An 18,216-nucleotide genomic window follows, 5' to 3' on the forward strand; every position below is an offset into this window, starting at 1 on the left:
GGGGCAGTCCTGCAAATCCGCCCCCAACCTAGCGTGACTACCCTCGCCGTTGTGTCCCTTCCCGACAGCGCCGTGCTGGCCCTCTGGCTGAGCGCCAGCCTGCGCGGCTCGGTCGGCCCCGACGACCTGGCCGACGCCGTCCTCGGGGACGCGCCGCAGCACCTCGTCGTGGGCTGGCCGGACGCGCCGGAGCCGTTCGGGCCGGCCCTGCTCCCGGGGGCCTGCCGGCGTGCGGCCGCGACCTCGGTACGGCTCGCCCTCCCGGTGTCCGGCGACCCGCTCGGGCTCGCGGGTCCGGCCGACTTCAACGGTCGCGCGCTGGAGGCGGGCGAGGCCGTGCTCGTCGACGGGCCCGCCCCGGTCGGGCTGGTCCCGGTCACCGACGCGCGGACCGTGCTCTGGCAGGCCGCGCCGGCCGCCGTACCGCCGCCGCTGGATCCGGGCGAGGCGGCCGCGACCCTGCGCGCGACGCTGCTCACCACCACCGCCGAGCTCGTCCGGCTCGACRTCGCCTCCTGGCAGCCCGAGATCCCCGACCTGCTCCTCAACCTGCGGCACCGCGACGGCCTGCCGGTCCCGCCCGGTCTGCCCGCGGCCCGCGCCGAGGCGCTGGAGCGCGCCGCGCTGTGCGCCGAGATCGTCGCCCTGGCCCTGGACGACCACGGCGGAGCGGTGACGGCGCACGAGATGGACGCACGCCGCCGCTGTCTCACGGATCTGGACCGAGCGGCCCGGCGCGCCGTCGTGGCGCTCTGCTCCGATAGCCTCAGCCCGTCATGAGCGACGCGCTGCCGGCGGAAGAACGCCCCAAGACCCTGCTGATCACCCTCACCGGCAAGGACCGCCCGGGGGTCACCTCGACGGTGTTCGCCACGCTGGCCCGGTTCTCGGTCGAGGTCGTCGACATCGAGCAGATCGTGCTCCGCGGCCGGCTCATCCTCGGCCTGCTGGTCACGGCACCGCGCGACTGGAAGCCGCTGCGCGACGCCGTCGAGAAGGTCGCCGCCGAGCTCGACATGACCGTCGAGGTCGAGCGCGGCGCCGGCGACAACAAGCACCGGCCCACGGGCCGCAGCCACGTCACCGTGCTCGGCACCCCGCTGCGCTCCGCCCAGGTGGCCGCGATCGCCGGGCGGATCGCCGATGTCGGCGCCAACATCGACCGGATCGAGCGGATGGCGCGCTACCCGGTGACCGCCATCGACCTGCACGTCTCCGGCACCGACCCGGAGAAGCTCCGCACGATCCTCGCCGAGGAGGCCGCCCGGCAGGGCATCGACGTGGCCGTCCAGTCCGCCGGCCTGCTCCGGCACGGCATGCGCCTGATCGTGATGGACGTCGACTCGACGCTGATCCAGGGCGAGGTGATCGAGATGCTCGCCGCGCACGCCGGCTGCGAGGAGGAGGTCGCCCGGGTCACCGACGCCGCCATGCGCGGCGACCTCGACTTCGCGGAGAGCCTGACCGCGCGGGTCGCGCTGCTGGAGGGCCTGGACGCCGCGGCGATCGACCGGGTCTACGAGGACCTGGTGCTCGCGCCGGGTGCCCGGACCACCGTGCGGACCCTGAAGCGGCTCGGCTACCGGTTCGCGATCGTCTCCGGCGGCTTCTCCCAGATCACCGACCGGCTCGCCGCCGACCTCGGGATCGACTTCGCCGCGGCCAACGAGCTCGAGATCGTCGACGGCAGGCTCACCGGCCGGGTCGTGGGCGAGATCGTCGACCGTGCCGGCAAGGCCCGCGCACTGCGCCGGTTCGCCGCGGAGGTCGGGGTCGCCGAGTCCGCCACCATCGCCATCGGCGACGGCGCCAACGACCTCGACATGCTCGGCGCCGCCGGGCTCGGCATCGCGTTCAACGCCAAGCCGCTGGTGCAGCAGGCGGCGCACACCGCCGTGAACGTGCCCTACCTCGACACCGTCATGTACCTGCTCGGCATCAGCCGCGAGGAGATCGAGGCCGCCGACGCGGCTGTCGGGATCGTCACGCCCGCGCCACCGCTGGACTGAACCCCGACGTGGTCAGCCGCGGCCGACGTGCACGTCGCGGATCCGGGCGCCGGCGACGTCGAGGTCGGCCCAGGTGCAGGAGACCTCCAGGACGGCCAGCGCTGAGGTCGGGTACCCGGAGGCGATCCGCCCGAAGACCTCGGGGTCGGCCTCGCCGTCGTCGAGCATCAGCACCAGCGAGGCCATCGTCGGGTTGTGGCCGACGATCATCAGCCGGGTGACGTCGTCGTCCACGGTGCGCAGGATCTCCAGCGCCGCGTCGGTGCCCGCCGTGTAGATCCCGGGGTCGACGACGGCCTCGGCCTGGCAGCCGGCCCCTTCGCAGAAGGCGTCCCAGGTCTCCTGGGTGCGCGCCGCCGAGGAGACCAGCGCCTGGTCGGGGAGGACGCCCGCGTCGCGCGCCCAGCGGCCGGCGTCCGTCGCGTCGGCGATGCCGCGCTCGGTCAGCACCCGCTCGTGGTCGGTGGGCGCGAAGGCCTCCGCCTTCGCGTGCCGCATGATGACGAGTGTCCGAGATGTCTGGTCCACCGCACTACTCTCGCAGGCCACTCGCGGACGTGTCATGGCACTAACGGCCAGTTCCGCGTCCCGAGTGGGCCACGTCTCACCCGTCGGTGCCCCACTCCTCCTCGTCCCACGCGTCGTCGTCCCAGTCCTCGTCGTCCTCCGGCTCCGTGCTCACGTCGGCCGCCTCGGCGCCGTCGGCGCCGGGCGCGGTCACCGCGCCCGGCGACAGCCCGAACCACGAGACCACCCCGCCACCGGCGAGAAGCACCGCGCAGAGCAGCTGGCCGCTGCGGAACGCCGCCGTGAGCGCGACCGGGTCCTGGTAGTCGTCGCCCGAGAGCCCCACGATCGCCGGGAGCGCCGCGACCGCGAGCAGCGACCCGGCGCGGGCGACCGCGTTGTTCACACCGCTGGCGACCCCGGCGTGCCGGTCCGGCGCCGCCGCGAGGACCGCGGTGGTGAGCGGCGAGACCAGCAGGGTCAGGCCCGCGGCGAACAGGGTCATCCCGGGCAGCACGTGCACCACGTACGACGCGTCCTCGCCGATGAACGCGAGCAGCAGGACCCCCGACGCGCAGAGCAGCGGACCGATGGTCATCGGCAGCCGCGGGCCGATCCGCGCCGAGAGCGAGGCCGCCCGCGAGGAGAACAGCAGYATCGAGATGGTGATCGGGAGCGTCGAGACCCCGGCCTCCAACGGCGTGTAGCCGGCCGTGACCTGGAGCTGCAGCACCAGCAGGAAGATCACCGCACCCAGGGCGCCGTACACCAGGAAGGTCATCAGGTTGGCCGCGGTGAACACCCGGGAGGAGAACAGCTCCAGCGGCACCATCGCGCCCGGACGCCGTTCCAGCCGGACGAACGCCGCGATCGCGAGTGCGGTGACGACCACGCCGCCGACCGCGACCGGAGTGCTCAGCTCCGGCCACGAGGTGAGCAGGAAGGTGAGCAGGCCGAGGGTGACCACGGTGAGCACGGCCCCGGCGACGTCGAAGGGCCCGGTCTCCTCCTCGTCGCGCGACTCCGGCACGCACCGGGCCAGCCACAGCACGAGCACGCAGAGCGGGACGTTGATGAGGAAGATCCACCGCCAGCCGACGTTCTCCACCAGGAAACCGCCGAGGAACGGCCCGACCGCGGTCGCGACGCCGGCGATCCCGGCCCAGCGCCCGATCGCGGGCGCCCGGTCCTCGGGCCGGAAGCTCGCCTGGATCAGGGCCAGGGAGCCCGGGGTGAGCAGCGCCGCGGCGACGCCCTGCAGCACCCGGAAGGCGATCAGCTGCTCCGGCGTACGGGCGAACGCGCACGCGACGCTGGTCAGGCCGAAGCCGACGATCCCGGCCAGGTACATCCGCTTCCGGCCGTGCCGGTCCCCCAGTGCGCTGCCCACCAGGATCAGCGACGCCAGGGCCAGCAGGTAGCCGTTGAGCACCCACTGCACCTGGCTCAGCCCGGCGTCGAGGTCCTCGCCGATCGTGCGGACGGCGATGTTGACCACCGTGCCGTCCAGCATCGCGATGCCGGAGCCGATGATCACGGTCGCCAGCGCGAACCGGCCCTGCCGGGACCCGAGCTCGAGGAGCTCGCCGGCGCCTGCCGGTGCGGAGGAGGTCACCGCAGGACGGTACCCGTCGAGACGGGCGCTGCGCGCGCCCTCCTCACGGCTGCGCCGAAGATTCAGGCACCCATCGCGTGGTAGCCGCCGTCGACGTGCACGATCTCGCCCGTCGTGGCCGGGAAGAAGTCGGAGAGCAGCGCGACCACGGCCTTGGCGGTCGGCGTCTGGTCGGCGTTGTCCCAGCCGAGCGGGGCGCGCTCGTCCCAGCCGGACTCGAGCTGCTCGAAGCCCGCGATCGCCTTCGCCGCGAGCGTCTTCAGCGGGCCGGCGCTGACCAGGTTGACCCGGATGCCGCGCGGGCCGAGGTCGCGGGCCAGGTAGCGCGAGCAGGACTCCAGGCCGGCCTTGGCCACGCCCATCCAGTTGTACGACGGCCAGGCGACGGTCGCGTCGAAGGTCAGTCCGACGACCGAGCCGCCCGAGGTCATCAGCGGCAGGCACGCCTGGCTGAGCGAGGCCAGCGAGTACGCCGAGACCTGGACCGCCTGGGCCACGTCCGGCCACGGCCCGCCGACGAAGTCGCCACCGAGCAGCGTCTCCGGGTTGCCGTACGCGATCGAGTGGACCACCCCGTCGAGGCCGTCGACGTGCTCGCGGACCGCGTCGGCGAGGCCGGCGAGGTGCTCCTCGTCGGTCACGTCGAGCTCCAGGACCGGCGGCGCCACGGGGAGCCGGCCAGCGATCCGGCGGGTGATGCCCATCGCCCGTCCGAAGTTGGAGATCAGCACGGTCGCGCCCTGCTCCTGCGCCACCTTGGCCACGGCGAAGCCGATCGAGGAGTCCATGGTCACGCCGGTGACGAGGATCCGCTTCCCGGCCAGGATGCCGTTCGGGTTCACGTTCGTCTCGGTCATCAGTGCCCCATTCCCAGGCCGCCGTCGACCGGGATCACGGCCCCGGTGACGTAGCCGGCGTTGTCGGAGGCGAGCCACGTCACCGCGCTCGCGATCTCTGCGGTCGATCCCATCCTGCCGAGCGGGATCTGGTTCCGGTAGGCCGCCTGCTGCTCCTCGGGGAGCACCGCGGTCATGTCGGTCTCGATGAAGCCGGGCGCGACCACGTTCGCGGTGATCGACCGGCTGCCGAGCTCGCGCGCCAGCGAGCGCGCCATCCCGACCAGGCCCGACTTGGACGCGGCGTAGTTGACCTGGCCCGGGGACCCGAGCAGGCCGACCACGCTGGAGATGAACACGATCCGGCCGCGCTTGAGCCGGAGCATCCCCTTGGCCGCTCGCTTGGCGACCCGGAACGAACCGGTCAGGTTCGTGTCGATGACGGCGGACCAGTCGTCCTCGCTCATCCGCAGGACCAGGGTGTCGCGGGTGATGCCGGCGTTGGCGACCAGCACCTCGACCGGCCCCTGGTGCTCCTCGACGGCGGCGAAGGCCGCGTCGACGGAGGCGGTGTCCGTGACGTCGCACGGGACCGCGAAGGCACCCTCGGGCGCCTCCCCGTTCCTGCTGGTGACGGCGACCTTGTCCCCCTGCGCGAGGAACGCCTCGGCGATGGCGCGGCCGATGCCGCGGTTGCCGCCGGTGACGAGAACCGATCTGCTCATGGCCCCGAAACTAGCCAACTTCTGTCGGCTACCGCCAAACAGGAATCACTGCGCGCGCGCAACGCACAAGCAATCCGCGCGGTGGTTGTAGATATCCGACAACACGCGTCGCCTGGGCGTCGAGACCTGGTCGCTGGCAAGGCGGAGGAGGGAAGGCGGCCTCGGAGCGAAGCGGCCGTCGACCGACGAACAACGCGGCCAGGGGCCGCGTCTCGGCGTCCAGGTCAGTCGTCTTCGAGGCGGAAACCTACCTTCATGCCCACCTGGAAGTGCTCGACGGTGCCGTCCTTCACCTGGCCGCGAACCTGGGTCACCTCGAACCAGTCCACGTGCCGCAGGGTCTTGGTGGCCCGCTCGATGCCGTTGCGGACGGCCTGGTCGATCCCCTCGGGCGAGGTGCCGACGATCTCGGTGACGCGGTAGGTGCGATTGCTCATGGGGCACAGGATGCCACGAGGAGCAGCGACGTACGATCGAGGTATGGCTGAGCGCAGGAAGCGGGACGACGACCCGGTCGTCGAGATCACCAGCGCGCCGACCAGCCGGTTCGACGAGATCGACCACCGGGAACGCCGCTACCTGGTGTCGATGGCGGTCCGCACCGCCTGCTTCATCGGCGCGATCGTGGTCTTCCAGTGGTCCTGGGTGGCCTCGGCGATTCTCATGCTCGCCTCGTTCCTGCTGCCGCTGATCTCCGTCGTGATCGCCAACAGCGCCAGCCCGCGCATCGGCGGTACGCCGGTCGACCCCGGTTTCACCCACCGCGAGCTGGGTCCGGGAGACTCCTCCCACGATGACTGAGCACCTCGACACCGAGCCCGAGAACGAACCCGACCCGACCTGCTCCGCGAAGGGCTGCACCGCGCCCGCCGCCTGGGACTTGCTCTGGAACAACCCGAAGCTGCACACCCCGGAGCGCCGCAAGGTCTGGCTGGCCTGCGACGAGCACAAGGGATCGCTGAGCGACTTCCTCGGCGCCCGTCAGTTCCTCAAGGACGTCGTCCCGCACCAGGGCTGAGCCCCGCTCGACCGGGGCGCTCAGCCGCCGATCGCCGACATCGGCCGGGTCGGCTGGAGGAACGACGGGTCGTCGATGCCGTGGCCCGGCAGCTTGGCCGCCATCGCCTTGACCCAGAGCTCGGCGAGCTCGGCGTCGTCGGCGCCGGCCCGCAGCGGCGTCCGGAGGTCGGACTCGTCGCGGGAGAACAGGCAGTTCACGATCTGGCCGTCGGCCGTCAGCCGGACCCGGTCGCAGCTGCCGCAGAACGGCCGGGTGACCGAGGCGATCACGCCGACCGTCAGCGGACCGCCGTCGACCAGCAGCTCCTCGGCCGGCGCGCTCCCCCGGGCCGTCGGCGCCGGGGCGAGGTCGTAGTGCGCCGCGAGCGAGTCCAGGATCTCGTCGGCGGTGACCATCTGCTCGCGCTGCCAGGCGTGCTGGGCGTCGAGGGGCATCTGCTCGATGAACCGCAGGTGCAGGCCGCGGTCCAGGCACCAGCCCAGCAGCTCCGGCGCCTGGCCGTCATTGATCCCGCGGAGCAGGACCGCGTTGACCTTCACCGGGTCCAGCCCGGCGGCCCGGGCGGCGTCGATGCCGGCGACCACGTCGTCGAACCGGTCCCGCAGCGTGATCCGGGCGAAGTCCTCACGCCGGGCGGTGTCGAGGCTGACGTTGACCCGGTCGAGGCCGGCGTCGCGGAGCGCGGTCGCCGTCCGGCTCAGTCCGAGCCCGTTGGTGGTGAGCGAGACCTCGGGGCTCGGGTGGAGCTCCTTGGTCCGCCGCACGATGTCGGGAAGGCCCCGGCGCAGCAGCGGCTCTCCCCCGGTGAACCGGACCTCGGTGACGCCGAGGAGGCCGACCCCGATCCCGATCAGCCGGACGACCTCGTCGTCGGTGAGGGTCTCCTCGTGCGGCAGCCAGTCCAGCCCCTCGGCCGGCATGCAGTAGGTGCAGCGCAGGTTGCAGCGGTCGGTCAACGAGACCCGGAGATCCGTCGCGACCCGACCGTGACTGTCTGCCAGCGGCTGCATGCTGTCCAGTCTAGGTGTGACCGCCCACACTTCCGCGGGGATCTCGCGGGCCCGCCCGTAGGCGGTTCGGTGCCGCTGGCTAATCTCRCCGGGTGAGGTTCCTGTTCACCCGTCGCTGGGTCCTGTTCGCGCTGGTCGTGGCGGCGCTCGCGTACCTGGCCACGCTGCTCGGCCAGTGGCAGTTCCACCGGCTCGACGACCGCAAGGCGGAGAACGCCCTGGTGGCCCGGAACCTGGACCGCGCACCGGTCGCCGCGGACGAGGTCCTGCGCGTCGGCAAGCCGGTCGACCCGGAGTCGGAGTGGCGCCGCGTCGTCGTCCACGGCACCTGGGACGACGAGCACACGATCGTGCTCAAGTACCAGACCCGTGAGGGGGCCGCCGGCGTGGACGTGGTGACACCGCTGGTCACCGGCGACGGTGCCGCCGTCCTGGTGGACCGCGGCTGGATCCCGACCGAGAACGACGGCTCGAAGCGCCCGCGGACGCCCGCCGTCACCGACGGGCCGGTCACGGTGATCGGCTGGGTCCGGGCGGACGCGACCGGGCGTGCCGCCCGCGTCGACGACCTCTCCACCCGGGCCGTCTCCAGCGAGGAGGCCGCGAAGGCGCTGCCCTACCCCGTGTACGGCGGGTTCCTGGACCTGCACACCGAGGCGCCGGCCCCGGAGAAGCCGCTGACCGCGGTCGAGCTCCCCGACGACACCAGCAACGGCCCGCACTTCTTCTACGGGCTGCAGTGGTGGTTCTTCGGAGCGCTGGCGATCTTCGGCTTCGGCTACCTCGCGTACGACGAGTGGAAGCGCGCCCAGGAGGACGGGGCGCCCGCCCCGGACGCCCCCGCCGAGACCACCAGCGGCGTCTGACCGAGGGTCAGAGGGCGCGCAGCATGCCGCCGTCGACCGGCAGCATCACGCCGGTGACGAACGAGGACTGGTCGCCCAGCAGGAAGACCGCCGCGGCCGCGAACTCCGCCGGGTCCCCGTAGCGGCCGAGCGGGATCGTCGTGATCGCCTGCTCGCGGGCACGTTCTGCGTCCCCGGTGCCGGCGTCCAGCTCGGCGACACGCTCGGTCCCGATCCGTCCCGGCAGCAGGCCGTTGACCCGGATCCCGCGCGGGCCGAGCTCGTCGGCCAGCGTCTTGGCGACCATCGCGAGCCCGGGGCGGAGCCCGTTGGAGATCGCCAGGTTCGCCAGCGGCGCGCGCACCGAGCTGGAGAGCACGAACGCGATCGATCCCGGCCCCTCCAGCGCGCCGGCGACCGCACGGGCGACCCGGACCGCGCCGAGGAAGACCGAGTCGAACGCGGCGCTCCAGGCCTCGTCCGGCGTCCCCAGGACGGTGCCCGTCGGCGGGCCGCCGACCGAGACCAGCGCACCGTCGAGCCGGCCGAAGAGATCGACCGCGGCCGCGACCAGCCGCTCGGCGGCGGCAGGGTCGCCGTTGTCGGCGACCACGCCGAGAGCGTTCTCCCCGAGCGCCGCGGCGGCCTCGGCGACCCGGGCCTCGTCGCGCCCGGTGAGCACGACGCGGGCACCCTCGGCCACCAGCGCCTCCGCGGTGGCGCGGCCGAGCCCGCGGGTGCCGCCGGTGACCAGGAAGACCTTGCCGCTCAGACCTGTGTCCATGTCTCTCCCTCGGCTGCGTAGGTGGCGTCGATCGTGTCGGGATCTACCTGGTGCCGGTCGGCCCGGAACTGGGTGGCGTAGAGGTCGGCGTAGGTGCCGCCCAGGGCGAGCAGCTGCTCGTGGGTCCCGCTCTGGCTGATCCGGCCGTGCTCGACGACGAGGATCTGGTCGGCGTGCCGCACGGTCGAGAGCCGGTGCGCGATCACCAGCGCGGTGCGCCCCTCCAGGGCCCGGTCGAGCGCCACCTGCACCGCGTGCTCGGACTCCGAGTCGAGGTGCGCGGTGRCCTCGTCCAGGACCACGATCGACGGGGCCTTGAGCAGCAGCCGGGCGATCGCCAGGCGCTGCCGCTCGCCACCGGAGAGCCGGTAGCCGCGGTCGCCGACGACGGTGTCGAGGCCGTCCGGCATGGCGTGCACCAGCGCACCGATCTGGGCGGTCTCGAGCGCGGACCAGATCTCCTCGTCGGTCGCGCCGGGACGGGCGTAGCGCAGGTTCTCCCGGATCGTGTCGTGGAACATGTGCGCGTCCTGGGTCACGTACCCGACGGCGCTCTCCAGGGACTGCAGGGTGAGGTCGCGGACGTCGTACCCGCCGACCTTCACGACACCGGCGCTGACGTCGTAGAGCCGGGCGACGAGGTGGGTCATCGTGGTCTTGCCGGCGCCGGAGGGCCCGACGAGCGCGATCATCTGGCCGGGCTCGGCCCGGAACGAGACGCCGTCGAGGACCTGGGCGTGGTCGCGCGACTCGGTGCGCGCGATCGACTCCAGGCTCGCCAGCGACACCTCCTCGGCCTTCGGGTAGGTGAAGCCGACCTCGTCGAACTCCAGGGTGGCCCGGCCGCCCGGGAGCACGACGGCCCCGGGCTTCTCCTGGACCATCGACGGCAGGTCCAGCACCTCGAAGACGCGGTCGAAGCTGACCAGCGCGGTCATCACGTCGACGCGGACGTTCGACAGGCCCTGGAGCGGGCCGAGCAGCCGCAGCAGCAGGGTGGCGAGCGCGGTCAGGGTGCCGACGGTGAGGTCGGTGTCGATGACCAGGTGTCCGCCGATCCCCCACACCAGCGCGGTCGCGAGCGCCGGGATCAGCATCATGATGGCGGCGAAGACCCGGGTGACCAGCGAGATCCGGATGCCGAGGTCACGGACCACGGTGGCCTTCTCGGCGTACCGGGCGTCCTCGTCCTCGCGGCGGCCGAAGAGCTTGAGCAGCATCGCGCCGCCGACGTTGAACCGCTCGGTCATCAGGTTGCCGAGCTGCGCGTTGCCGTCCATCTGCGCCCGGGTGAGGCCGCTGAGCCGGCTGCCGACCCAGCGTGAGGCGAGGAGCAGGATCGGGAACAGCGCGAGGCAGGCCAGCGTGATCTGCCAGGAGAGCGCCAGCATCGCGAACCCGACGACGACCACGGAGATCGTGTTGGAGACGGTGCTCGAGAGCGTCGAGGTGAAGGCCCGCTGCGCGCCGATCACGTCGTTGTTGAGGCGGGAGACCAGGGCGCCGGTCTGGGTCCGGGTGAAGAACGCCAGCGACATCCGCTGCACGTGGCCGAAGACCTTCGTGCGGAGGTCGAAGATCAGGTTCTCGCCGATCTTGGAGGACAGGTAGCCGCTGCCCACGCCGAGGACGGCGTCGAACACCGCGACCACCGCCATCGCGATCGCGACCATGGTGACGACCTGGCCGTCGCCCTTCAGGATGCCGTCGTCGAGCAGCCGCTTGACCAGCAAGGGCGTGACCACCACGAGCATGGCGTCGAGGACGACGAAGACCAGGAAGCCGGCGATCAGCCGGCGGTGCGGCCGGGCGAAGCCGAGGACGCGCAGCAGCGTCCGCCGGGTGACCTTCTGGTCGACGACCGACGGGTCGGTGCGCATCGCCCGCATCGCCGCCATCATCGGGCTCATTCCGCTCATCGCGTTCCTTCCGTACGGCCTCGGGCCGTGGGCTCCCCCGGGCCGGTCACCCGAGCAGCGCCCGGAACCGGCGTACCTGCGCGGTCCGCTCCAGCAGCCGCTGGCTGTCGAGGTCCTCGTCCCGCGCCGACCGGAGCAGTGCCGTCGTCTCCCGGACGGCTCCCGCGTCGTTCGCGAGCAGTGCCGCCACCAGGTCGGCGGTGGTCTCCTCCAGCTCCGCTGCCGGGACCACGGCCGTGGCGAGACCGATCTCGGCGGCCTCGGTGGCGGTGACCCGGCGGGCGGTGGCACAGATCTCCAGTGCCCTCGCGTAGCCAACAAGATCGACGAGGGGCTTTGTTCCCGCGAGGTCGGGGACCAGGCCCAGCGCCGGCTCCTTCATGCACAGCCAGGCGTCGTCGGCGAGCACGCGCAGGTCGCAGGCCAGGGCGAGCTGGAATCCCGCGCCGATCGCGAACCCGTGCACCTGGGCGATCGTGATGAACCGCGGGTCGTGCAGCCAGGTGAAGCCCTCCTGGTAGCCGCCGATGGTGTCGATGATGTTCTGGTCCGACGTCCGGGTGAGCTCCAGGGTCGAGTCCTCGCCCGGGACCCCGTCGGGACTGAGCAGGCCCAGGTCGAGACCGGCGGAGAAGCAGTCCCCGGCGCCCTTGAGGACCACCACCCGGATCTCCTCGCCCAGCCCGGCGCCGATCTCGGCGAGCCGGTGCCACAGCGACGGCACCTGGGCGTTGCGCTTGTCCGGCGCGTCCAGCGTGATCGTGGCGACGGCACCGTCGATCCTCAGCGACAGGCGGGCGGCGGCCAGGGCGTCAGCGTCGGGAAGCATGAGCGAACCCTAGTTCGGCCCACCGACGGTCACGCCAGCCAGGTGCCGCGTCAGGCGAGGCTGATGAGGTCGAGGTAGTCGGCGGACCAGAGGTCCTCGTCGCCGTCCGGCAGCAGCAGCACCCGGTCCGGCTCCAGGGCCTGCACCGCGCCCTCGTCGTGGGTGACCAGCACGATCGCCCCCTGGTAGGAGCGGATCGCGGTCAGCACCTCCTCGCGCGAGGCCGGGTCCAGGTTGTTGGTCGGCTCGTCGAGCAGCAGCACGTTCGCCGAGGAGACGACCAGGATCGCGAGCGCGAGCCGGGTCTTCTCGCCACCGGAGAGGACCCCGGCGGGCTTGGTGGCGTCGTCTCCGCTGAACAGGAACGAGCCGAGCACCGAGCGGGCCTCGGAGTCGGTCAGCTGGGGAGCCGAGGTCCGCATGTTCTCCAGCACGGTCCGCGAGGTGTCGAGGGTCTCGTGCTCCTGGGCGTAGTACCCGATCTTCAGCCCGTGCCCGGGCAGCACCGTGCCGGTGTCGCCCTTGTCGACGCCGGCGAGGATCCGCAGCATCGTGGTCTTGCCGGCACCGTTGAGGCCGAGGATCACGACGCGGGAGCCCTTGTCGATGGCCAGGTCCACGTCGGTGAAGACCTCCAGCGAGCCGTAGGACTTCGACAGGCCCTCCGCCATCAGCGGGGTCTTGCCGCAGGGAGCCGGCTCCGGGAACTTGATCTTGGCGACCTTGTCCGCGGCGCGGACGCTCTCCAGACCGTCCATCATCTTCTCGGCGCGCTTGATCATCGACTGGGCGGCCTTGGCCTTGCTCGCCTTGGCGCGCATCTTGTTGGCCTGCGCCAGCAGCGTCTCGGCCGTCTTCTCGGCGTTCGCGCGCTCCCGCTTGCGGCGGTGCTCGTCGTTCTCGCGCTGCTGGAGGTAGTTCTTCCAGGTCATGTTGTAGACGTCGACCTCGGCGCGGTTCGCGTCCAGGTGGAGCACCTTGTTGACGCAGGCCTCGAGCAGCTCGACGTCGTGGCTGATCACGACCAGGCCGCCGTTGAAGTTGGCCAGGAACTGCCGCAGCCAGACGACCGAGTCGGCGTCGAGGTGGTTGGTCGGCTCGTCCAGGATCAGGATGTCCGCGCCGGAGAAGATGATCCGGGCGAGCTCGATCCGGCGCCGCTGACCACCCGACAGCGTCTTGAGCTGCTGTCCGAGGAGCCGCTCCTCGATGCCGAGGCCGGCCGCGATCTGGGCGGCCTCCGACTCGGCGGCGTACCCGCCGGCGGCGTGGAAGGCGGCGTCGGCGTTCCCGTACCGCTTCATGCCGAGCTCGTGGATCTCCGGGTCCTCCGAGGCCATCTGCTCCTCGGCCTCGCGGAGCCGGCGTACGGCGCTGTCGAGGCCGCGCGCCGAGAGGATCCGGTCGCGGGCGAGGACCTCGGGATCGCCGGTGCGCGGGTCCTGCGGCAGGTAGCCGAGCGTGCCGCTGTTGGTCACCGTGCCGGAGGCGGGCAGCGCCTCGCCGGACAGCACCTTGGTGAGCGTCGTCTTGCCGGCTCCGTTGCGCCCGACGAGACCGATCTTGTCGCCGGTCGCGATCCGGAAGGTGACGTTCTCCATCAGGAGGCGGGCCCCTGCGCGGACTTCGAGGCGGTTTGCGGTGATCACGGGAGCACTAGTCTACGGAACCAGGGACGAGCGAGAGGACCCGGGATGCGCTTCAACCCGAAGGCACGCGTCGACCAGAGTCAGTTCGACGACCGTTCCGGCCGGAGCGGCGGCGGGTTCGGCGGTGGCGGGATGCGCCTGCCGCTCCCCTCCGGCGGCGGAGGGAAGATCACCCTGGGCACGATCGTGGTCGCCCTGCTGGTCTTCTTCGCCAGCCAGATGCTCGGCGGTGGTCTCGGCGGCCTGACCGGGAGCAGCGGCGACGGCGGGGGCGACCAGACGTCCTGCCAGACCGGCGAGCAGGCCAACGCCTCCGACAAGTGCGCGGTCGCGCTGTTCACGAAGTCGGTCCAGGACTACTGGACCAAGACCTTCCCGGAGCAGGCGAACGGGCAGTACCAGCCGATCAAGTCAGTCGTCTTCGGCGGCCAGACGGACTCCGGGTGCGGCCCGGCCGCCTCCGCGATGGGCCCGTTCTACTGCCCCAACGACACCACTGTGTACCTGGACTCCACCTTCTTCGACCAGATGCTCGAGGGCGACCTCGGGGCGAAGGGCGGCCCGTTCTCGATCGGGTACGTCGTCGCCCACGAGTACGGCCACCACGTCGAGAACCAGCTCGGGATCCTCGGCAGGATGCGGACCCAGCAGGGCCCCAGGAGCGACGGCGTGAAGGTCGAGCTGATGGCCGACTGCCTGGCCGGGATGTGGGCCAAGGACGCCCAGCAGACAGTGGACCAGGACGGCAACAGGATCATCGAGGACCTGAACGCCGACGACATCTCCCGGGCCATCGACGCCGCCCAGGCGGTGGGTGACGACCGGATCCAGCAGCAGTCCTCCGGCCGGGTCAATCCTGAGGTGTGGACCCACGGGTCATCGGCCCAGAGGGAGCACTGGTTCAATGTGGGTCTGGAGGAAGGGTCCCTGCGGGCCTGCAACACCTTCGCCCCCGGGGCGCTCTGAGCAGGCCCCACCCCGAACAGCACCGAGGAGACGCATGTCCACCGCCGCCCCCGAGACCAAGCACGCCGGTACGCCGGAGGACCAGGAGATCCTCGCGATCGCCCGGGAGCAGGTGCTGGAGCGCGGCGTACCGCTCACCGAGGAGCAGATCCTCCGCGTGATGCGCACCTCCGACGAGGCGCTGACCGACCTGCTCGCGCTCGCGCACGAGGTCCGGATGAAGTGGTGCGGCCCGGAGGTCGAGGTCGAGGGCATCGTCTCGATCAAGACCGGCGGCTGCCCCGAGGACTGCCACTTCTGCTCCCAGTCCGGCCAGTTCACCTCCCCGGTGCGCTCGGTCTGGCTGAACATCCCCGAGCTGGTCAAGGCCGCCGAGCAGACCGCCGCCACCGGCGCGTCGGAGTTCTGCATCGTCGCCGCGGTCCGCGGCCCGGACGAGCGCCTGATGACCCAGATGCGCGACGGCGTGAAGGCGATCAAGGAGGCCGTCGACATCGAGGTCGCCGCCTCCCTCGGCATGCTCACCCAGGAGCAGGTCGACCAGCTCGTCGAGATGGGCGTGCACCGCTACAACCACAACCTCGAGGCCGCGAAGAGCTTCTTCCCGCAGGTCGTCACCACGCACTCCTGGGAGGAGCGCTGGGACACCTGCCTGATGGTCCGCGAGTCCGGCATGGAGCTGTGCTGCGGCTGTCTGGTGGGCATGGGCGAGACCGTGGAGCAGCGCGCCGAGCTGGCCGCGCAGCTCGGCGAGCTCCAGCCCGACGAGGTCCCGCTGAACTTCCTCAACCCGCGTCCGGGCACCCCGTTCGGCGACCTGCCGCTGATGGAGTCCACCGAGGCGCTGCGCACCATCGCGGCGTTCCGGCTGGCGCTGCCCCGCACGATCCTCCGGTACGCCGGCGGCCGCGAGCTGACCCTGGGCGACCTGGGCACCCGCGACGGCCTGCTCGGTGGCATCAACGCGGTCATCGTCGGCAACTACCTGACCACGCTGGGCCGGGACCCGAAGGAGGACCTCGCCCTCCTGGAGGACCTCAAGATGCCGATCAAGGCGCTCAGCAGCAGCCTGTGAGCCCGGGAGCCGACACTGTCGTGACCGACCAGTACTGCGGGCACTGCGGCGAGGCGCTCGACGCCCGCGGCCACGAGGCCTGCGCCGAGCGTCTCCGGATGGAGCCGCCCCGCTTCTGCACGCACTGCCGCCGCCGGATGCAGGTCCAGGTGTCGCCGACCTCGTGGACGGCCCGATGTGTGGAGCACGGGGAAATCGTCTCTCCATGACCGACCTGCTCACGTTCGACCGGGACCACCTGTGGCACCCGTACTCCTCGATGACCGCGCCGTCGCCGGTCTACCCGGTGCTCTCGGCGTCCGGGACCCGGCTGCGGCTGGACCGCGACGGCCGCGAGGTCGAGGTCGTGGACGCGATGTCCTCGTGGTGGTGCGCGATCCACGGGTACGCCGTCCCGGAGCTCGACGCGGCGGTGCGCAAACAGCTGGACGCGATGAGCCACGTGATGTTCGGCGGGCTCACCCACGAGCCGGCCGTCGAGCTCGGTCGCCGGCTGGTCCGACTCGCTCCCGAGGGCCTGGACAAGGTGTTCTTCGCCGACTCCGGCTCGGTCTCGGTCGAGGTCGCGATGAAGATGGCCTGGCAGGCGCACGCGGCCGACGGCCTGACCCGCACCAAGATGTTCACGATCCGCGGCGGCTACCACGGCGACACCTTCTCCCCGATGAGCGTCACCGACCCCGAGGGCGGGATGCACTCGATGTACGGCGGCCTGCTCATCGAGCACGTCTTCGCGGACCGTCCGCCGCGCCGGGGTGAGCCGCTCGACGACTGGAAGGCGAGCACCACCGCCCTGTTCGAGCAGCACGCCGACGAGATCGCCGCGGTGGTCGTCGAGCCGCTGCTCCAGGGCGCCGGCGGGATGCACGTCTACGACCCCGAGGCAGTGCAGCACCTGGCCGCGCTGGCCCGGGCGCACGGGGCGCTGCTGATCTTCGACGAGATCGCGACCGGCTTCTGGCGGACCGGTCCGCTGTGGGCCGGGACCGGGCACGCCGGGGTGACCCCGGACATCCTCTGCGTCGGCAAGGCGCTCACCGGCGGCTACCTGACCCTGGCGGCGGTGATCACCAGCGCGGAGGTGGCGGCCCGGGTGGACGCCAGCCCGGCGCGGGCGATGATGCACGGCCCGACCTTCATGGCGAACCCGCTGGCCTGCGCGGTCGCGTCGGCCAGCCTGGACCTGCTGGAGTCGCGTGGCGCGGCGGACGACGTACGGATCGTCGGGGACCTGCTGCGGACCGGCCTGTCGCCCGCGGTCGGCCACCGGGCCGTCGCCGACGTCCGCACGATCGGTGCCGTCGGGGTCCTGGAGCTGTGGGAGCCCGTCGACGTCGCCCGGGTCACCGCCGCGGCGCTGGACCGCGGGGTCTGGGTCCGGCCGTTCCGGAACCTGGTCTACACGATGCCGCCGTACGTGAGCACCGCGGAGGACGTCGCGACCATCACTGCTGCGATGATCGGTGCCGTGGACGAGGTGCACGGATGAGCAGCTTCACCGACTGGCTCGCCGAGCGGGCCGCGGCCCGGGAGGCGGCGGGCCTGACCCGGCGGCTGGTCGCCAGCGACACCGCCGGTCCGATGATCGACCTGGCCGGCAACGACTACCTGGGGCTCTCCCGGCACCCCCGGGTGGTCCGGGCGGCGGCGGACGCCGCACTGGCCCACGGCGGCGGCGCGGGCGCGTCCCGGCTGGTCACCGGCACGCTCTCCGTCCACGAGGAGCTCGAGACGGCCCTGGCCGCCTTCACCGGGTTCCCGGCCGCGCTGGCCTTCTCGACCGGCTACCACGCGAACCTCGCGGCGGTCGCCGCGCTCGCCGACGCCGACACCCTGATCGTCTCCGACGCCCACGTGCACGCCTCGATGATCGACGCCTGCCGGCTGTCCCGCGGCACCGTCCAGGTCGTCCCGCACAACGACGTCGCCGCCGTCGAGGCAGCCCTCGGCGCGCGGACCCGGCCGCGGGCCCTCGTCCTGGTCGAGACCGTGTACTCGGTGCTCGGCGACGCCGCACCGGTGGCCGCGCTCGCCGAGGCCTGCGCCCGCCACGACGCGGTCCTGGTCGCCGACGAGGCGCACGCGCTCGGGGTCTGCGGGCCCCGCGGCCAGGGCCTGCTGCACGAGGCGGGCCTGGGCGGCACCGACCACGTGATCGGCACACTGACGCTGAGCAAGTCGTTGGGCTCCCAGGGCGGTGCCGTCCTGTCCACGCCGGCGGTCCGCGAGCACCTGGTCAACACCGCCCGCCCGTTCATCTACGACACCGGGCTGGCCCCGGCCGCCACCGGAGCGGCGCTGGAGGCGCTCGCCGTCGTCGCCGAGGAGCCCGCACGGGTCGCCCGGGTCCGCGAGGTGGCGGCGACGCTCGCCGAGGCCTGCGGGGTCCCGCCGGTCGCCGGCGCGGTGCTCGCCGTCCCGATGCC

Annotated in this window: 20 protein-coding genes; 10 read left to right on the plus strand and 10 right to left on the minus strand. The window is 72.3% G+C overall.

Features of this window, described 5'->3' with window-relative positions; translation table 11 throughout:
* Positions 1 to 51: 51 nt before the first annotated feature.
* Positions 52 to 780, plus strand: coding sequence for a hypothetical protein (locus AB4Y76_RS11435; protein ID WP_441925274.1), 729 nt, complete (start codon positions 52 to 54; stop codon positions 778 to 780).
* Entirely contained in the window at positions 777 to 2,009 is a 1,233-nt protein-coding gene (serB, locus tag AB4Y76_RS11440) for a phosphoserine phosphatase SerB (RefSeq protein ID WP_441925276.1), read from the plus strand. The genes AB4Y76_RS11435 and serB overlap by 4 nt, the downstream gene beginning before the upstream one ends.
* A gap of 12 nt (positions 2,010 to 2,021) precedes the next feature.
* Here serB and AB4Y76_RS11445 read toward each other — a convergent pair whose 3' ends face one another.
* The 5 genes from AB4Y76_RS11445 to AB4Y76_RS11465 form a co-directional block, all read right to left on the minus strand.
* A complete protein-coding gene (locus tag AB4Y76_RS11445) occupies positions 2,022 to 2,507 on the minus strand; it encodes a SixA phosphatase family protein (protein WP_441925278.1) in 486 nt (161 codons plus the stop codon).
* Positions 2,508 to 2,613: 106 nt separating this feature from the next.
* A complete protein-coding gene (locus AB4Y76_RS11450) occupies positions 2,614 to 4,131 on the minus strand; it encodes an MFS transporter (RefSeq protein ID WP_441925280.1) in 1,518 nt (505 codons plus the stop codon).
* A 62-nt stretch (positions 4,132 to 4,193) separates the two neighbouring features.
* Positions 4,194 to 4,988: an enoyl-ACP reductase FabI gene (gene fabI / locus AB4Y76_RS11455; RefSeq protein WP_441925282.1), complete on the minus strand. Its 795-nt coding sequence runs from the start codon at positions 4,986 to 4,988 to the stop codon at positions 4,194 to 4,196.
* Positions 4,988 to 5,692, minus strand: a complete 705-nt coding sequence (gene fabG / locus AB4Y76_RS11460) for a 3-oxoacyl-[acyl-carrier-protein] reductase (RefSeq protein ID WP_441925284.1) — start codon at positions 5,690 to 5,692, stop codon at positions 4,988 to 4,990. Before fabG ends, fabI begins: the two co-directional genes overlap by 1 nt.
* A 224-nt stretch (positions 5,693 to 5,916) precedes the next feature.
* Positions 5,917 to 6,129, minus strand: coding sequence for a dodecin (locus AB4Y76_RS11465; protein WP_441925286.1), 213 nt, complete (start codon positions 6,127 to 6,129; stop codon positions 5,917 to 5,919).
* 43 nt (positions 6,130 to 6,172) lie between these two features.
* Between AB4Y76_RS11465 and AB4Y76_RS11470 the strand changes: the two genes are divergently transcribed.
* Positions 6,173 to 6,493 (plus strand): DUF3099 domain-containing protein, encoded by a 321-nt coding sequence (locus AB4Y76_RS11470; protein WP_441925288.1) that lies wholly within the window; start codon positions 6,173 to 6,175, stop codon positions 6,491 to 6,493.
* Entirely contained in the window at positions 6,486 to 6,710 is a 225-nt protein-coding gene (locus AB4Y76_RS11475; protein WP_441925290.1) for an acetone carboxylase, read from the plus strand. Before AB4Y76_RS11470 ends, AB4Y76_RS11475 begins: the two co-directional genes overlap by 8 nt.
* Before the next feature lie 20 nt (positions 6,711 to 6,730).
* Here the strand turns inward: AB4Y76_RS11475 and moaA are convergent, their stop codons facing one another.
* Positions 6,731 to 7,723, minus strand: coding sequence for a GTP 3',8-cyclase MoaA (gene moaA, locus AB4Y76_RS11480; RefSeq protein ID WP_441925292.1), 993 nt, complete (start codon positions 7,721 to 7,723; stop codon positions 6,731 to 6,733).
* A 92-nt stretch (positions 7,724 to 7,815) separates the two neighbouring features.
* On the opposite strand from moaA, the gene AB4Y76_RS11485 reads away from it, so the two are divergent.
* On the plus strand, positions 7,816 to 8,589 hold the full coding sequence (locus AB4Y76_RS11485) for an SURF1 family cytochrome oxidase biogenesis protein (RefSeq protein WP_441925294.1): 774 nt from the start codon (positions 7,816 to 7,818) through the stop codon (positions 8,587 to 8,589).
* Positions 8,590 to 8,596: 7 nt separating this feature from the next.
* On the opposite strand, the gene AB4Y76_RS11490 is transcribed toward AB4Y76_RS11485, so the two are convergent.
* Genes AB4Y76_RS11490 through abc-f form a run of 4 tightly spaced genes read right to left on the minus strand, consistent with a single transcriptional unit; the run spans position 8,597 to position 13,749 of the window.
* Positions 8,597 to 9,352 carry an SDR family oxidoreductase gene (locus tag AB4Y76_RS11490; RefSeq protein ID WP_441925296.1) on the minus strand — a complete coding sequence of 252 codons (756 nt, stop codon included), beginning with the start codon at positions 9,350 to 9,352 and terminating at the stop codon, positions 8,597 to 8,599.
* Positions 9,337 to 11,271 (minus strand): ABC transporter ATP-binding protein, encoded by a 1,935-nt coding sequence (locus AB4Y76_RS11495; RefSeq protein ID WP_441925298.1) that lies wholly within the window; start codon positions 11,269 to 11,271, stop codon positions 9,337 to 9,339. Before AB4Y76_RS11495 ends, AB4Y76_RS11490 begins: the two co-directional genes overlap by 16 nt.
* A gap of 46 nt (positions 11,272 to 11,317) precedes the next feature.
* The gene (locus tag AB4Y76_RS11500) at positions 11,318 to 12,100 is read right to left on the minus strand and encodes an enoyl-CoA hydratase/isomerase family protein (RefSeq protein ID WP_441925300.1); all 783 of its coding nucleotides are present in this window, start codon (positions 12,098 to 12,100) and stop codon (positions 11,318 to 11,320) included.
* A gap of 50 nt (positions 12,101 to 12,150) precedes the next feature.
* Positions 12,151 to 13,749, minus strand: coding sequence for a ribosomal protection-like ABC-F family protein (gene abc-f / locus AB4Y76_RS11505; RefSeq protein ID WP_441925302.1), 1,599 nt, complete (start codon positions 13,747 to 13,749; stop codon positions 12,151 to 12,153).
* A gap of 45 nt (positions 13,750 to 13,794) precedes the next feature.
* Here abc-f and ypfJ point away from each other — a divergent pair, with 45 nt between their 5' ends.
* From ypfJ to AB4Y76_RS11530, 5 genes are all read left to right on the plus strand, one after another.
* The gene (gene ypfJ / locus AB4Y76_RS11510; RefSeq protein ID WP_441925304.1) at positions 13,795 to 14,715 is read left to right on the plus strand and encodes a KPN_02809 family neutral zinc metallopeptidase; all 921 of its coding nucleotides are present in this window, start codon (positions 13,795 to 13,797) and stop codon (positions 14,713 to 14,715) included.
* A 34-nt stretch (positions 14,716 to 14,749) separates the two neighbouring features.
* Positions 14,750 to 15,790, plus strand: a complete 1,041-nt coding sequence (gene bioB, locus AB4Y76_RS11515; RefSeq protein WP_441925306.1) for a biotin synthase BioB — start codon at positions 14,750 to 14,752, stop codon at positions 15,788 to 15,790.
* A gap of 20 nt (positions 15,791 to 15,810) precedes the next feature.
* The gene (bsaP, locus tag AB4Y76_RS11520) at positions 15,811 to 15,999 is read left to right on the plus strand and encodes a biotin synthase auxiliary protein BsaP (RefSeq protein WP_441925308.1); all 189 of its coding nucleotides are present in this window, start codon (positions 15,811 to 15,813) and stop codon (positions 15,997 to 15,999) included.
* Positions 15,996 to 17,279: an adenosylmethionine--8-amino-7-oxononanoate transaminase gene (locus AB4Y76_RS11525; RefSeq protein WP_441925310.1), complete on the plus strand. Its 1,284-nt coding sequence runs from the start codon at positions 15,996 to 15,998 to the stop codon at positions 17,277 to 17,279. The genes bsaP and AB4Y76_RS11525 overlap by 4 nt, the downstream gene beginning before the upstream one ends.
* Positions 17,276 to 18,216: aminotransferase class I/II-fold pyridoxal phosphate-dependent enzyme (locus tag AB4Y76_RS11530; RefSeq protein WP_441925312.1), on the plus strand; the 941-nt coding region annotated here is incomplete at its 3' end. The genes AB4Y76_RS11525 and AB4Y76_RS11530, both read left to right, overlap by 4 nt.

The sequence above is a fragment of the Marmoricola sp. RAF53 genome, from assembly GCF_052114005.1.
Taxonomy (GTDB): Bacteria; Actinomycetota; Actinomycetes; order Propionibacteriales; family Nocardioidaceae; genus Marmoricola.